The following is a 13,682-nucleotide window of genomic DNA, read 5'->3' as shown; positions in this document are numbered from 1 at the left end:
AACCTACATGATCTGGCGATTCGTCCATCGATGGCTGGGACTGGTAGCAGGCACCCTCGCGCTGGTACTGGCCATCACAGGCACGATGTTGGCACTTGAGCCCTTGCGCAACGCCCTGCAGGCCGCTCCCACCGAGTCCGACCTGCCGCTTGCCACACTGGTGGAGCGCGTAAAGAGCACTGTCCCTGGCGCAGAAGAAATTCGTCATCTGCCATCAGGCATCTTCGTGGTCTATGCGTTTGAGAACGGACAAGCCCGGGCCATACGTGTGGACCCGGCAGACGGCAAAATCCTGGGAGACTACCAGGCCTCCCTGCTGCCGCGTTGGGTCAAAAACCTGCATCGCACTTTCTTGATGGACGACCCAGGACGCATTACAGCAGCCATGGTTGCTCTGGCCATGTTGACCCTGTCTGTGTCCGGACTGGTGTTGCTGCTGCGTCGAATGGGTGGCTGGCGGGGACTTACCGGGCCCGTGCGTGGCACCCTCCCCCAACGCCTGCATGTACTGAGCGGCAGGGTCATTTTATTGATCCTGGCCCTGTCCTCAGCCACGGCCCTTTACATGAGCGCCAGCACGTTCGAGCTGATCACGCTAAGTCCGAGCACGGAGCCCGAAGTGAGCTCGCAAGCCACCGGACAGCCGCCGCTTCCACCGGGCCAGATCGACCTGTTGCAGACTTTACGTGTGCAGGATCTGCAACGGCTCAATCTACCAACACATGAGGACCCTCAAGACACTTGGCGCGTTCTCACTGTTCAGGGCCAAGGCTGGGCGGACCAGTACCAAGGTCAGACCTTGGCCTGGGAGCCGTCGACCCTGGCACAACGCCTCTACGACTGGATCTTGCTCTTGCATACCGGAGATGGAGCCTGGCTGTGGGCCATTTTTCTTGGCCTATCGGCAGCGTGCATACCCTTGTTCTGGTACACAGGTATCCTAATGTGGTGGCAAGCGCGCCGCAGCCGTCCCACGCTTAAAGGCAATAGCCCACTGGCCCAGGCCGACAGTCTGATTTTTGTCGCCAGTGAGGGCGGCAGTACCTGGGGGTTTGCGCAAGCGCTGCACGACGCACTCAAAGCCATGGGTCGTCAGGTACATACCACCACGCTGGAGAACTGGCGAGTACCACCAACGGCCCGCCAGGTATATATCCTGGCCGCCACTTACGGTGAAGGCCAGCCGCCCGCCCACGCACAAAAAGCACTCAAACAGATCGCCAGCCAGCCGCCCACTGACGCTCAAGTCGCGGTTTTAGGGTTTGGGGATAGACAGTTTCCTGACTTTTGCGGATTTGCCAACACGCTCGAGCACGCCTTGCGGGAGCGGGGATGGAAACCTTTGCTGGCGCTAGAGCGTATTCATCAGCAATCTCCCCAGGAGTTTGCTCGCTGGGGACGAAGCCTTTCTGACGCGCTGGGGCAAGCTGTGCCGCTTGCCTACCAGCCTCGTTTGCCGCGCATGGCAACCCTGACACTGCTGTCACGCCAGGACTTTCCCGGTGCTACGGGTCAGCCCGCCGTCATCCTGCGCTTTGCGCTGCCCGACCAGCCAGTGCCCCGCTTCGCAGCCGGAGACCTGCTGGGCGTTCTTCCTCCCGGCGAACAGTCAGTCCCACGCTACTACTCACTGGCCTCAGGCAAACAGGATGGGTTCGTGGAAATCTGTGTGCGATACACAAGCGGTGGTGTTTGCTCTCCGTATTTGCATCGCCTGCAGATCGGAGATCAGATTCAAGCCTTCATCCGGCCCAACCCCGGCTTCACGCTGACCGGCTCCCGAAGCCCGGTGGTGTTGATTGGCGCGGGCACCGGGGTGGCTCCGTTGGCCGGTTTCATTCGCGACAATAGGCGACATCGTCCCATGTACCTGTATTACGGTACTCGTGATTCCAAACAGGATTATTATTTTGAAAAGGAGCTCAAAGACTGGCAGACCCAGGGCCATCTACACCAATTGCACACAAGCTTCTCCCGAATGCCTGATGGTGGCGGTTATGTACAGAACGCCGTACAGCGTGACGCCCAACAGATCCGCACCCTTCTGGAAAAAGGCGCGCTTGTGCGTGTTTGTGGCAGCCGCCCCATGGCTCAGGCAATCAGACAAGAACTGGACACTATTCTGATGGATATGGGCAAAAACCTGGCCTGGCTCAAGGAGAACGGGCGCTATGCCGAAGACCTCTTCTGACGTTCGACGCCTGACACTGAACGGCCCAACCATGGGCACGCGCTGGTCCGCCCTTGTGGAAACGACCGATGCCGTGGAGGTAGCAGACCTGCAACAAGCGCTGGCAGAGGCCGTTCACCAAGTGGATCGGCAAATGTCCCCGTGGCTGCCCGACAGCGAGCTAAATCGGCTCAACCGGACCCCTCCCGGTACATGGCTGGACCTGCCCCCAGAAATACTTGAGGTGTTAGCCTGTGCCCTGGAGATCAATCGTCGCAGCCAGGGCGCTTTTGACCCTGGCCTGGGGGACCTGGTAGATGCCTGGGGTTTTGGCCCCGCCCGACATGAGCCCGATGCTGCCGCCATCCGTCGTGCCGCTCAAGCAGGTTCTACCCCCGCTTACGAAACACTGGAACTGGATATGGCCGCCGGCCGCGCCATCAAACACGCTCCCCTACAGCTAGACCTGTGCGGGATCGCCAAAGGCTATGCGGTAGACCGTATGGCCCTGGTGCTGCGTCAGCACGGCCTTGATCACGCCTTGCTGGCCCTGGACGGAGAACTTCGCGCCCTGAACAGCCAGTGTCATGGCCAGCCTTGGGCGGTAGCGGTCGAATACCCCCAGGATGGACGGCGCTCCACTCACAGCGTGGTTGAACTGGATAATCTGTCCATCGCCACCTCGGGCGATTATCGGCGCTTTTTACAGCTCGGTGATATCCGAGTCGCACACACCATGGATAGCAGGCATCGCGCACCTGTGCGCAACGATATCGCGTCCGTAACTGTTCTGGCGCCAGACTGCATGCGGGCCGATGCCTGGGCCACCGCCTTGCTGGTCAGCGGCAGCGATGGCATGGCCTTGGCACAACGCCTGGGCATAGAGGCGCTTTGGCTACTGCGTCGTGACAATCGTTTGACCACCGTTGGCCTGGGGCGGTTTAGCGAAGCGCCAGCATCGCCAGCAAAGGCATGATGAAAAACGGGACGCTAAGGCGTCCCGTTTTCGCACGGCCCAGCCGTATCAGGCAACGGACTCGACAGCCTATAAAGCCGCATCACCCTTGCTCTTGCGCTTGAAGATCTTCCACAAGGCCCCAGCTACAACAGGCACCGCAGCAGCCGCAATACCAATCAGCACGATGGTATTCAAATGCGCCTTGATGAAAGGCACATTGCCAAAAAAGTAGCCCAGCGTAATCAAGCTGCAAATCCATAAAACCGCGCCTGTCATGTTGTACATCTGAAAGCGCCAGGCATTCATGTGCCCCACTCCCGCCACAAAAGGCGCGAAGGTACGGAACAGAGGCAGGAAGCGGGAAATGACGATGGTCTTGCCACCATGCTTTTCATAGAAAGCATGGGTTTTGACCAGCGCACGGCGATCCAGGAATCGGGATTCCTGGGTAAAGACTTTCGGGCCTATATACCGCCCCACGTGATAGTTCACGGTATTGCCCAGCACCGCCGCCACGATCAGCAGGCCACCGAGCATCACCGGGTCCAGCATGCCCGAAGCGCCAAAGGCTCCGGCAATAAACAGCAAAGAGTCGCCCGGCAGGAAAGGCAGAACCACAAGCCCGGTCTCGCCAAATATAATCAAGAACAGAACAAGATAAATCCAGGCCCCATACTGCTCGACCCACACCCCCAGGTATTGGTCAATATGAAGGATCATGCTGAGTAAATCGGGCATAGTTCCACGCCAAAATAACAATCCAGCCAGCCCAATACTGACCAGACCGACACCATAGATCAAGCGGTTAAAATAAGCCGCTACCGTTTGAAACCCGTTGAACGTGTATGGTTCAACCCTGAATACACACAAGGCCAGCCGCCCTATGTCATCAAGACGCCGTATTATCCCACTCCCTGACTTGCTTGTAAGCCAAATTGCAGCCGGTGAGGTTATCGAGCGCCCGGCATCTGTGCTGAAGGAACTGCTGGAAAACGCCATTGACGCCGGTGCCAGTGCCATCGAAATTCGTCTGGACGGCGGCGGTATCCGCCGCATCTCTGTCAGCGACGATGGTCACGGCATCACGCAAGAAGAATTGCCCTTGGCGCTGCTGCAACATGCCACCAGCAAGATTCGCTCGCTCGAAGAGTTGGAGTCTGTGGCGTCCATGGGCTTTCGGGGTGAGGCCCTGCCCTCTATTGCCTCGGTAGCCCGTCTGACGATCAACTCGCGCACCCAGGACGACCCGCACGCCTGGGAGTACTCGCTGGGCCACGCTGAACCCCAGCCCGCCTCTGGGCAGATCGGCACGCATGTGGATGTACGCCAGCTCTTTGACGAGATCCCCGCCCGTCGCAAGTTTCTGCGTACGGAAGGCACGGAGTACGGCCATTGCGTGACTGCGCTGGAGCGCATTGCCCTGGCACAGCCACAAATCGCTTTTCGTCTGTTTCACAATGACAAACCCCAGCGCCACTGGCGCAGTGGCACGCTAGAGCAGCGTCTGCTGGATATCTTGGGCAAAGAGTTTATTGAGCAAAGCCTGCCCGTCGCCCAGGAACAAGGCCTGATCAGCTTGCGTGGTCTGGTGATTCACCCTGCCCACGCTCGCCCAAGTGGAGACAAGCAGTTCCTGTTTGTGAATGGCCGCTTTGTGCGCGATCGTACCGTGTCTCATGCCATACGCAGTGCGTATGCCGATGTGCTGCATGGGGATCGCCAACCCGCCTATGCCCTGTTTCTGGACATTGCCCCCTCCACACTGGATGTAAACGTACACCCGGCCAAGCACGAAGTCCGCTTCCGTGACAGTGGTGCCGTGTACCGCTTTGTGCTGCAATCCGTGGGACAAACCTTGGCGCAAGGCAGTATGGCCGGTGAAACGCCTATTGCCGCCATGCCTTTGCCTGAAGGTGCCACCCAGCCCCAAGCGCCTGATACACCCTACCCTTCCCCCGTTCCTGGCGCAGCAGGCGGCTCCTATACCAGCGGCGAACCCGCCATGCCATATAGCCATCCGGCTCGCCAAGGCTGGCAATCCAGCTTCAACATGCGCGAACCTTCCGGAGGTGGTGCAGACTGGAAAAGCATGTACCGCCCGATTGAGCCTGTTTCCAGCAACACCCCCGTCACCAACTATCAAAGCGACACGGATAGCGCGACCGACGAATTTCCCTTGGGCATGGCGCTGGGCCAATTGCACGGTATCTACATTCTGTCGGAAACCCGTCAAGGCATGATTCTGGTGGACATGCACGCCGCCCACGAACGTGTGGTCTACGAACAGTTAAAGCAGGCGCTGGATGGTCGTGAGCTACCTCGCCAAGACTTGCTGGTCCCCGTGGTCTTTGGCTGCTCGGAAAGCGATATCGCTTTACTGGATGAGCATCAGGAGACCCTGGCCGAGCTGGGTCTGAGCATGAGCCCGGCAGGCCCCACCACGATGGCCGTGCGCGCCGTCCCTGCCCTCCTGGCGCAAGGCGATATCGAATCCCTGGCCCGTGCCGTGCTGCGCGATCTGGCCCAGGTAGGCTCGTCACGCCATCTGGATGAACAGCGCAACGAACTGCTCTCGACCATGGCCTGCCACGGTGCGGTACGTGCCAATCGCCGCCTGAGCATTCCCGAGATGAACGCTTTGCTTCGCAAGATGGAACAAACTGATCGGGCCGACCTGTGCAATCACGGCCGCCCCACCTGGTTCCAATGGAAGCTCAGCGAGCTGGACAAACTTTTTATGCGTGGACAATGAACGATTTACCCATTCTGTGCCTGGCCGGCCCGACGGCCAGCGGCAAAAGCGCAAGCACGCATATCCTGGCGCAACACTGGCCAATTGAAGTGATTGTGATGGACTCGGCCACGATTTATCGTGACATGGATATTGGCACCGCCAAGCCCAGCGCCCAGGAACAAGCGGCTATCCCCCACCACTTGCTGGATATTCGCGACCCAGTTGAAAGTTATTCGGCGGCGGAATTTGCCACCGATGCCACCCGACTGATTCAGGAGATTCAGGCACGCGGGCATTATCCCGTCCTATGTGGCGGCACCATGCTGTATTACAAAGCCTTGCGTGAGGGCTTGAACGACTTGCCACAGGCCGACCCTGCCATTCGCCAGCAACTGGATGAACGCGCCCAGGAAATTGGCTGGCCCGGCATGCACGCGGAACTGACCCGCATCGACCCGGTAACAGCCGCCCGACTGGCTCCACGCGATAGCCAGCGCATTCAACGTGCGCTGGAGATTTTCCATATCAGCGGCAAAACCATGAGCGACTGGCTCAAGGACAAGGCCCAGCCTCAAGAAGGCAGCCATCAGTACGTCACCCTGAGCCTGGAACCGGAAGACCGATCCTGGCTGCATAAACGTATCGCGGTTCGCTATCAAGACATGATCAAACAAGGGCTGCTGCAGGAAGTGGAGAAGCTTTATCAGCGCCCTGACTTGCATCCCGGCCTGCCCTCTATTCGCTGTGTGGGCTATCGGCAACTGTGGTCATATCTGGACGGCGAAGTCAGCCTGGACCTGGCCATTGAACAGGCGATTGCCGCGACTCGCCAACTGGCCAAACGCCAATTGACCTGGCTGCGATCCGAACCCGAGCGTCTGCAATTCAACTGTCAGAACCCGCAAGCTGCCGAGCAGATTGTGCAAGCGACGCGCCAGATCTGGCCAGCTTGATACTCAGATAACAGCCTCATTTTTACGAACAGTCCCTGGCAGCCGGATAGTATCCAACTGCCAGGGACTGTTCAAAAAGACCGCTTTTTTATCCAAACTCCGTTTTTACGCCGAAGCGCCGTTCAGCTTGGGCTGGATTTGAGTGCGCATCGCCAGGTACTGGAACGCACCGCCCAACAAGGCACCAATCAACCAACCATAACCGGCCATATTCGCCAGTGCGGGTACCCACACCGTCGCCACCGAGAACACGGCCGCCAGGAAAAAAGCGATCATGGCACGCTTGTTCCAACCATTCTGAAAGTAGTAGGCACCACTTTCTTTCAGGGAGAACAGATCCGACACCACCACCCGCTGTCTGCGAATCAAGTAAAAGTCCACAATCATGATGCCGTACAAGGGAGCCAGCAAGGCGCCCAAGGTATCCACAAAGCCGGTAATCCCGATGGCGCTGATCAGCGGCAGCCACAGAGCACCGATAAAGAAAGCAATGACAGCAGTCAGAATGCCACCCATCTTTGCGGAGATCAGCTCGGGCTTCAGATTAGCCAGGTCAAAAGCAGGCGGAATGAAGTTCGCCACCAGGTTGATACCGACGGTGGCGGCAAAGAAGGTCAAAGCCGCAATGACCGTCAGAACCAGGCTATCGACACGATCCACAATATCGGTGGGGTTGGTCAAGGTTTCACCAAACAGCACAGCCGTACCAGCGGTAATGAACAAGGCCAGGAAGGAGAACACGGCTAGACTGACGGGCAAGCCCATGAAGTTACCGATACGCATGCTGCGCTCGTCTTTCACAAAACGCGAGAAGTCACCGTAATTGATCACGACAGCGGCAAAGTACGCCACCATGGTCCCCACCACCGCACCAAAGGCCATCAAGGGGCCGCCTTCATAAGTGCCCTTACCGGCAAAAATCTCGCCTACTTTATCAAGCAGACCGCTGCCTGCCTTGTACCAAATCACCGCCAGCAGCGCGAACATCACCAGGTACACCAAGGGACCTGCCCAATTCAGGAAGCGCGTAATCCACTTCATGCCCATCAGAAAAATACCCAGTTGCAAGACACAGACCACGATGTAAGACAACCAGCCCACCCAATCCAGCCCCAGGAACAGAGCACCTCCCGGGTGGCCGAGCAAGGCATTGAACAACAAAGCCAAGGCGGTAGAGGCAAAGTAGGTCTGCACGCCGTACCAGAAGATAGCCACAATCCCGCGTACCAGGGCAGGAAACTTGGCGCCCTTCACCCCCATGCTGATACGGGCGATCACAGGATAGGGAACGCCATACAACACGCTGGGTTTACCGCTCAGGTTCACCAGGCCCATCACAATAAAACCGGCCAGCAAGATACCGGCAAACACGGCCCAGCCATTGAGCCCATAAGAAATAAACAAGGTGGCGGCCAGGGTATAGCCAAACAGACTTTGAATATCGTTGGACCAGACATTGAAAATCTCGAACCAGCCCCACAAACGTTTTTGTCGCGGCAAAGGCGCCAGATCCTCGTTATGCAAGGATGGATGCGGGTCCTTCAAGGATAAATCGCTATGCTCCATTTTTCTTCCCCTCAGAAATTGCTTCTAACATTTCAGCTAATATTTCTATGCTCTTGCCGCTACTGTAGGAGCCTTGCTGGCCGGGGAACATTATGGAATGTACGAGTAATACTTAAATTCGGATTAGCTCGAAAAACAGCATAATTACTTTCATATAAACCTTATTTGAAAATCAAATACACCAGATTCGATGCGCTAATACAGCGGGCTTCGGGAGCAGACGCAGAAATAAAAAAAGCCAGCTCATTGAGCTGGCTTTTCTATTCACGGAAAGATCCGAGGGTTTCAGACCACTTCAGTCTGCGCCTGACCTTCCTGACGTTCCAGGATTTCGCCCAGTTGGTAGACGGTTTCACCTTGCTCGGACAAGGTGGCGCTGATGGCCTCTGCCTTGTCTGCAGGAACGATGATGATCATGCCAATACCACAGTTGAACACGCGGTACATTTCTTCGTCGGCCACGTTACCGTTGCTTTGCAACCACTGGAACAAGGCAGGCATGCTCCAGGAATCGCGCTTCAGGCGGGCAGTCAGGTGCTTTTGCAGAATGCGTGGCACGTTCTCCAGCAAACCGCCGCCCGTGATGTGAGCCAAGCCCTTGATGTCTGCACCGTGGGCAGCCAAGGCGGCCAGCACGGATTTCACGTAAATGCGGGTGGGTTCCATAACCACGTCAGCCAAAGGACGGCCATCCAGCTCGTCGGTAGGCTTGGCATTGGCGTGCTTGAGAATCTTGCGAATCAAAGAGTAGCCATTGGAGTGAGCACCGCTGGATGCCAGGCCCAGAACCACGTCACCGGGGACAATGGACTTGCCGTCGATAATGCGCGATTTCTCCACCGCACCCACCGCAAAACCGGCCAGGTCGTATTCGCCTTCGGGGTACATGCCGGGCATCTCTGCCGTTTCGCCACCGATCAGGGCGCAAGCGGACAGTTCACAACCCTTGGCAATGCCACCCACCACTTGAGCCGCCGTATCGACCGACAGCTTGCCGCAGGCAAAATAATCCAGAAAGTACAAGGGTTCTGCGCCCTGGACTAGAATGTCGTTGACACTCATGGCCACCAGGTCTATACCCACAGTGTCGTGGCGCTGCCAGTCAAATGCCAGGCGTAGTTTGGTACCAACACCGTCGGTGCCGGACACCAGAACGGGCTCTTTAAGGTGGGTAGGCACTTCAAACAAAGCGCCAAAGCCTCCGATTCCAGCCATGACGCCTGCACGCATGGTTTTGGCAGCCAGTGGTTTAATACGATCGACCAGGGCATCGCCCGCGTCGATATCCACGCCTGCATCGCGGTAGGTCAAGGAAACAGAAGTAGTGTTTTTCATGGGAAAAGCCGTGGGATATGTGAAAATTGCGAGTTGGACGAAATTGTACGACACATGACCGAGCAACTGATTCTGGATATATCTCCAGCACCGCCTGCCTCTTTGGACAACTTTGTTGCCGGAGCGAATCAGGCTGCGTTGCAGGCTCTGCGTCAGTGCAGTCCAGGACGCGCGGTTTACCTGTGGGGACCGCCCGGCGCAGGTCGAACACATCTGCTGCGGGCGATGGCCAGTCAAGACGACAGCCGCTATTTTAGTTCAGATACTCCCTCCCAGCCCATCTTTGACATCGCCACGGATGACAAAGCCCCTCCCAGCCTCTTGGCCATCGACGATATCGAACGTTTTGACAAGCACGGACAGGCTGCCGTATTTGCACTGTACAATCGCTGGCGCGAGTCGGCCACCCGGCCCGACGCCTTCACGCTGCTGGTCTCCGGCGACCGGGCACCCAAAACCATGTCAGTACGCGAGGACTTGCGAACACGACTGGGCTGGGACCTGGTATTCAGACTGGAATACCTGTCGGACGCCCACCGGGCCGAAGCCATGCAACAGCGGGCCGCTGCCCGTGGGCTGCAACTGCAAGCGGAAGTGCTCAGTTGGATACTGACTCACTACGATCGCGATATGAACCGCTTGAGCGCACTGATCGATGCGCTGGACAACTATTCACTGGTAAAGAAACGCCCCATCACTTTACCCCTGCTCAAAGAACTTCTGGCCAACAGCCAGACCCAATCTTCTAGTTGAGTCATGACTGCTTCTTCTTTTATTGCCCTGTTTGATCTGGACCACACTCTGCTTCCTTTAGATAGCGATTACCAGTGGGCTGACTTCCTGGCCCGTACTGGCCGCGTCGGTGACCCCGCCGAAGCCATCCGTCTGAATGAAGACCTGATGGAACGCTATAACCAGGGATTATTGACGGCCGAAGAATCGGCCGAATTCATGTTGGGCCTGCTCACCAACGCCAGCCAGGAAGAGTTGCTGGCCTGGCAAGACGAATTCATGCAGGCCGTGATCCTGCCCTCGATCAGCCCCGCTGCCCGCGAGCTGCTGGCCCAGCATCAGGACCAGGGCCATCTGGTAGCGATTGTGACGGCCACCAACGAATTTGTGACGCGTCCCATTGCCGCTGCACTGGACGTAGACCACTTGATCGCCACTACCCCTGAAATGAAAGATGGCCGCTACACCGGCAAGATCAGCGGTGTGCCCAGCTTTCAGGCTGGCAAGATTACCCGTGTGGAGCAATGGCTCCAAACCATGGGCAAATCTCTGGCTGACTTCGAGCGCAGCTGGTTCTACAGCGATTCGCCCAATGATCTGCCCCTGATGGAAGTGGTGACCGACCCTGTGGCGACCAACCCCAGCGACAAGCTGCGCGCCGTGGCGACCGAACGTAATTGGCTCGTCATCGATTTGTTCGCTGACATGATGGACAGCAAATCGTAAAATCAGACGCATGCTCAAGCGAACAATAAAAACATTTGTCGACCGGCTGCTCAAACCAGCCAAAAGCGCGCGTCCCAAAGGGCCGCGCCGCTACACACGTGAAGAACATGGCATAGACCGGCGTCTGGTCTCACGTCATGCCATCAAAGTGTGCGAAGTGCTGAACCACGAAGGCTATCAAGCCTATGTCGTGGGCGGCGCGGTGCGCGATTTGCTGGTGGGCCTGGAACCCAAGGACTTTGACGTGGCGACCAACGCCACGCCCGAGCAAATCCGCCCCCTGTTCCGTCGCGCCCGCATTATTGGCCGCCGCTTCCGCCTGGTTCACGTGGTGTTTGGCCAGGAAATCATCGAAACCTCGACGTTCCGGGCTGACGATAGCGGCAAGCAGACCGACGAACATGGCCGGATCCTGCGAGACAACGAGTACGGCACCATCGAAGACGATGCCGCCCGCCGTGATTTCACGCTGAACGCGCTTTACTACGATCCTCTGACCGAAACCGTTATCGACTACCACAACGGGGTGGCCGATCTGAAAGACCGTCAGGTACGTATTATTGGTGATGCGCAAACCCGCTATCGTGAAGACCCGGTCCGCATGCTACGCGCCGTGCGCTTCGCTTCCAAGCTGGATGCCACTATCGAACCCACGACCGACGCGCCGATTCGTTCCTTGTCGCGCCTGATCGAGAACGTGCCCGAGTCCCGCCTGGCTGACGAAACCCTCAAGCTGCTGAACTGCGGCCACGCCATGGATTGCATCCAGCGCCTGCAAGCCTTGGGCCTGCACAGCAAGCTCTTGCCCATGGTGGAGCCGGTGCAGCGCCTGCCCGGTGGCTCGGAATTTCTGGATATGGCCCTGGCCCGTACCGATACCCGCGTTCGCGCCGGTAAATCGGTCAGCCCCAGCTTTATCTATGCCTGCCTGCTCTGGAAGCTGGTCAAGCAGGAGTGGGACCGACGCAGCGCTCAGGACATGCATCCCCAGCAAGCCTTGCTGGAGGCCGCCGACCTAATCCTGGAAAAACAAAGCCGCATCATGCCGATTCAAAAGCGCTTCCAGTCGGATATGCGCGAAATCTGGTTCATGCAGCCCCGTTTTGAACGCATCGCCAATCGCGCCATCTGGCGCATGACGGAACAACCTCGTTTCCGTGCCGCTGTGGACTTTTTACAACTACGCGCCGAAGCCAAAGAGATCGATAGCGTACAGGCACAGTGGTGGATGGACCTGGCCGATGCGGACGATGAAGAGCGCAGCGCCATGATCGCCGTGCGCAAACCTGCTGGCACCGCCGCCACTGGCTCGCGCAGTGGTCAGCGCCGCACACGTCGTCGCCGCTCCAATGCCAAGCGCAGCAACTCAGCAGGCGCAAACGAATCGTGATCCCAGGCAACACCACCGTTTTTGTGGCTATGGGCGCAAATCTGGGTGAGGCACGGCAAACTCTGGAAACAGCAGCGGCTGAACTGGCCGCTACTGCTGGCATCCAGGATCTGACGCTGGCCCATTTCTACAGCACGGCTCCCGTCGATTCCAGTGGCCCGGATTACGTCAATACTGTCGTCCGCTTCACCTGCACCCTGGCGCCCGAGGCCTTGTTGGATCTTCTGCAAGCCATCGAGCACGAGCACGGCCGCACACGCCTGTACCGTAATGCACCCCGTACCCTGGATCTGGACTTGCTGCTTTACGGGCAAGAGCAGATCAATACGGAACGGTTGATCGTGCCACATCCCCGCATGCACGAGCGTGCCTTTGTGCTGGTTCCACTGGCCGATCTGGCTCCTGAACTTGAACTGGCCCAAGGCCACATAAGCACCCTGCTGGACTCGGTGAAAGACCAGGGCATCTGGCGCCTGGACTAATTGCACGCAGGATCAACTTGCCACCTTTTTGCGTCATCAATGCGTGACAAGGCTGCTAGTGACTGAAATAAGGGGTGACTACACCCCGGCCAGCTCCTTGGAGCGAGCAAGAAAGACTCCCTGCAAACGCTGTACAGGCCGCTGTCATCGACACCGGCCTATTAACGTTTTTTTTGCGCGCTAGGCGTCCAAGAGCTTGATCAGCGCGTCCTGATGATTGGATCGGGCTTCCAGCAACTGCCGCCCTTCTTCGGTCAACATGGCTATCAGGGGAGCGGGAAAAGGGGAAGGAGTTTGCGTCGTTTGCGGGATGGCTTGGACTAATCCCAGCGACTGTAATTGTTCAAAAACGGCTTGTTTCTTGTGCCAGGGAGTTTGGCGTAAGCGCACGAGCTCAAGAGTGTTCCAAATAGTGGGGTTGAGCTGCGGAATAGTTGTGGAGCGCTGAAGTTGCGTCATACAAGGCCCTTAATTAAGACCACCCATACCGACATTGTGTGCCCATAAGGGGAGGTCAGCCAGAAAGCATCCCTATACCGTACAACATAACAATGTACAGAATATTTCAAGGAGTTCTGACAAACATCGTCGCAGTGCTGCTCCAAGTCACCAATAAGCAATAACCCGCGCTTGCGC

12 protein-coding genes are annotated in these 13,682 nt (G+C 57.6%); 8 read left to right on the top strand and 4 right to left on the bottom strand.

Translation table 11 applies throughout. From position 1 onward, the window contains the following. The first annotated feature begins 7 nt into the window (after positions 1-7). Complete coding sequence (locus tag OKX01_RS03940; protein ID WP_108728013.1) at positions 8-2,191, top strand: PepSY domain-containing protein; 2,184 nt, start codon at positions 8-10, stop codon at positions 2,189-2,191. Further along, complete coding sequence (locus OKX01_RS03935) at positions 2,172-3,146, top strand: FAD:protein FMN transferase (protein ID WP_264672473.1); 975 nt, start codon at positions 2,172-2,174, stop codon at positions 3,144-3,146. Before OKX01_RS03940 ends, OKX01_RS03935 begins: the two co-directional genes overlap by 20 nt. Before the next feature lie 69 nt (positions 3,147-3,215). On the opposite strand, the gene OKX01_RS03930 is transcribed toward OKX01_RS03935, so the two are convergent. Further along, on the bottom strand, positions 3,216-3,866 hold the full coding sequence (locus OKX01_RS03930) for a VTT domain-containing protein (protein ID WP_094195794.1): 651 nt from the start codon (positions 3,864-3,866) through the stop codon (positions 3,216-3,218). A 145-nt stretch (positions 3,867-4,011) separates the two neighbouring features. Between OKX01_RS03930 and mutL the strand changes: the two genes are divergently transcribed. After that, positions 4,012-5,880: a DNA mismatch repair endonuclease MutL gene (gene mutL / locus OKX01_RS03925; RefSeq protein WP_264672472.1), complete on the top strand. Its 1,869-nt coding sequence runs from the start codon at positions 4,012-4,014 to the stop codon at positions 5,878-5,880. Then, a complete protein-coding gene (gene miaA, locus OKX01_RS03920) occupies positions 5,877-6,815 on the top strand; it encodes a tRNA (adenosine(37)-N6)-dimethylallyltransferase MiaA (RefSeq protein WP_264672471.1) in 939 nt (312 codons plus the stop codon). Before mutL ends, miaA begins: the two co-directional genes overlap by 4 nt. Before the next feature lie 105 nt (positions 6,816-6,920). Here the strand turns inward: miaA and OKX01_RS03915 are convergent, their stop codons facing one another. Together OKX01_RS03915 and purM are read right to left on the bottom strand one after the other, a co-directional pair. Then, on the bottom strand, positions 6,921-8,381 hold the full coding sequence (locus tag OKX01_RS03915; RefSeq protein ID WP_264672470.1) for an NCS1 family nucleobase:cation symporter-1: 1,461 nt from the start codon (positions 8,379-8,381) through the stop codon (positions 6,921-6,923). A gap of 285 nt (positions 8,382-8,666) precedes the next feature. Next, positions 8,667-9,716, bottom strand: a complete 1,050-nt coding sequence (gene purM, locus OKX01_RS03910; RefSeq protein ID WP_264672469.1) for a phosphoribosylformylglycinamidine cyclo-ligase — start codon at positions 9,714-9,716, stop codon at positions 8,667-8,669. 54 nt (positions 9,717-9,770) lie between these two features. On the opposite strand from purM, the gene hda reads away from it, so the two are divergent. The 4 genes from hda to folK are packed head-to-tail and all read left to right on the top strand — an operon-like array spanning position 9,771 to position 13,046. Next, on the top strand, positions 9,771-10,469 hold the full coding sequence (hda, locus tag OKX01_RS03905; RefSeq protein ID WP_094195790.1) for a DnaA regulatory inactivator Hda: 699 nt from the start codon (positions 9,771-9,773) through the stop codon (positions 10,467-10,469). A gap of 3 nt (positions 10,470-10,472) precedes the next feature. After that, on the top strand, positions 10,473-11,174 hold the full coding sequence (locus OKX01_RS03900) for an HAD family hydrolase (protein WP_094195789.1): 702 nt from the start codon (positions 10,473-10,475) through the stop codon (positions 11,172-11,174). A gap of 10 nt (positions 11,175-11,184) precedes the next feature. Next, entirely contained in the window at positions 11,185-12,564 is a 1,380-nt protein-coding gene (gene pcnB / locus OKX01_RS03895; protein ID WP_264672468.1) for a polynucleotide adenylyltransferase PcnB, read from the top strand. Between the two features lie 29 nt (positions 12,565-12,593). Continuing rightward, positions 12,594-13,046 (top strand): 2-amino-4-hydroxy-6-hydroxymethyldihydropteridine diphosphokinase, encoded by a 453-nt coding sequence (folK, locus tag OKX01_RS03890; RefSeq protein ID WP_230019187.1) that lies wholly within the window; start codon positions 12,594-12,596, stop codon positions 13,044-13,046. A 180-nt stretch (positions 13,047-13,226) separates the two neighbouring features. On the opposite strand, the gene OKX01_RS03885 is transcribed toward folK, so the two are convergent. After that, the gene (locus OKX01_RS03885; RefSeq protein WP_230019077.1) at positions 13,227-13,505 is read right to left on the bottom strand and encodes a hypothetical protein; all 279 of its coding nucleotides are present in this window, start codon (positions 13,503-13,505) and stop codon (positions 13,227-13,229) included. Positions 13,506-13,682 lie beyond the last annotated feature (177 nt).

It is taken from the genome of Alcaligenes sp. SMD-FA (assembly GCF_025960365.1).
Classification (GTDB): Bacteria; Pseudomonadota; Gammaproteobacteria; order Burkholderiales; family Burkholderiaceae_B; genus Alcaligenes; species Alcaligenes aquatilis.
This window is presented reverse-complemented; position numbering and strand designations above follow the sequence as displayed.

Excerpts from the sequence above, each read along its gene's own strand:
- miaA (WP_264672471.1), top strand. The coding sequence starts at position 5,877 with ATGAACGATTTACCCATTCTGTGCCTGGCCGGCCCGACGGCCAGCGGC.
- OKX01_RS03900 (WP_094195789.1), top strand. The coding sequence starts at position 10,473 with ATGACTGCTTCTTCTTTTATTGCCCTGTTTGATCTGGACCACACTCTG.
- OKX01_RS03940 (WP_108728013.1), top strand. The coding sequence starts at position 8 with ATGATCTGGCGATTCGTCCATCGATGGCTGGGACTGGTAGCAGGCACC.
- OKX01_RS03930 (WP_094195794.1), bottom strand. The coding sequence starts at position 3,866 with ATGCCCGATTTACTCAGCATGATCCTTCATATTGACCAATACCTGGGG.
- OKX01_RS03935 (WP_264672473.1), top strand. The coding sequence starts at position 2,172 with ATGCCGAAGACCTCTTCTGACGTTCGACGCCTGACACTGAACGGCCCA.
- pcnB (WP_264672468.1), top strand. The coding sequence starts at position 11,185 with ATGCTCAAGCGAACAATAAAAACATTTGTCGACCGGCTGCTCAAACCA.
- OKX01_RS03915 (WP_264672470.1), bottom strand. The coding sequence starts at position 8,381 with ATGGAGCATAGCGATTTATCCTTGAAGGACCCGCATCCATCCTTGCAT.
- OKX01_RS03885 (WP_230019077.1), bottom strand. The coding sequence starts at position 13,505 with ATGACGCAACTTCAGCGCTCCACAACTATTCCGCAGCTCAACCCCACT.
- hda (WP_094195790.1), top strand. The coding sequence starts at position 9,771 with ATGACCGAGCAACTGATTCTGGATATATCTCCAGCACCGCCTGCCTCT.
- purM (WP_264672469.1), bottom strand. The coding sequence starts at position 9,716 with ATGAAAAACACTACTTCTGTTTCCTTGACCTACCGCGATGCAGGCGTG.
- mutL (WP_264672472.1), top strand. The coding sequence starts at position 4,012 with ATGTCATCAAGACGCCGTATTATCCCACTCCCTGACTTGCTTGTAAGC.
- folK (WP_230019187.1), top strand. The coding sequence starts at position 12,594 with ATGGGCGCAAATCTGGGTGAGGCACGGCAAACTCTGGAAACAGCAGCG.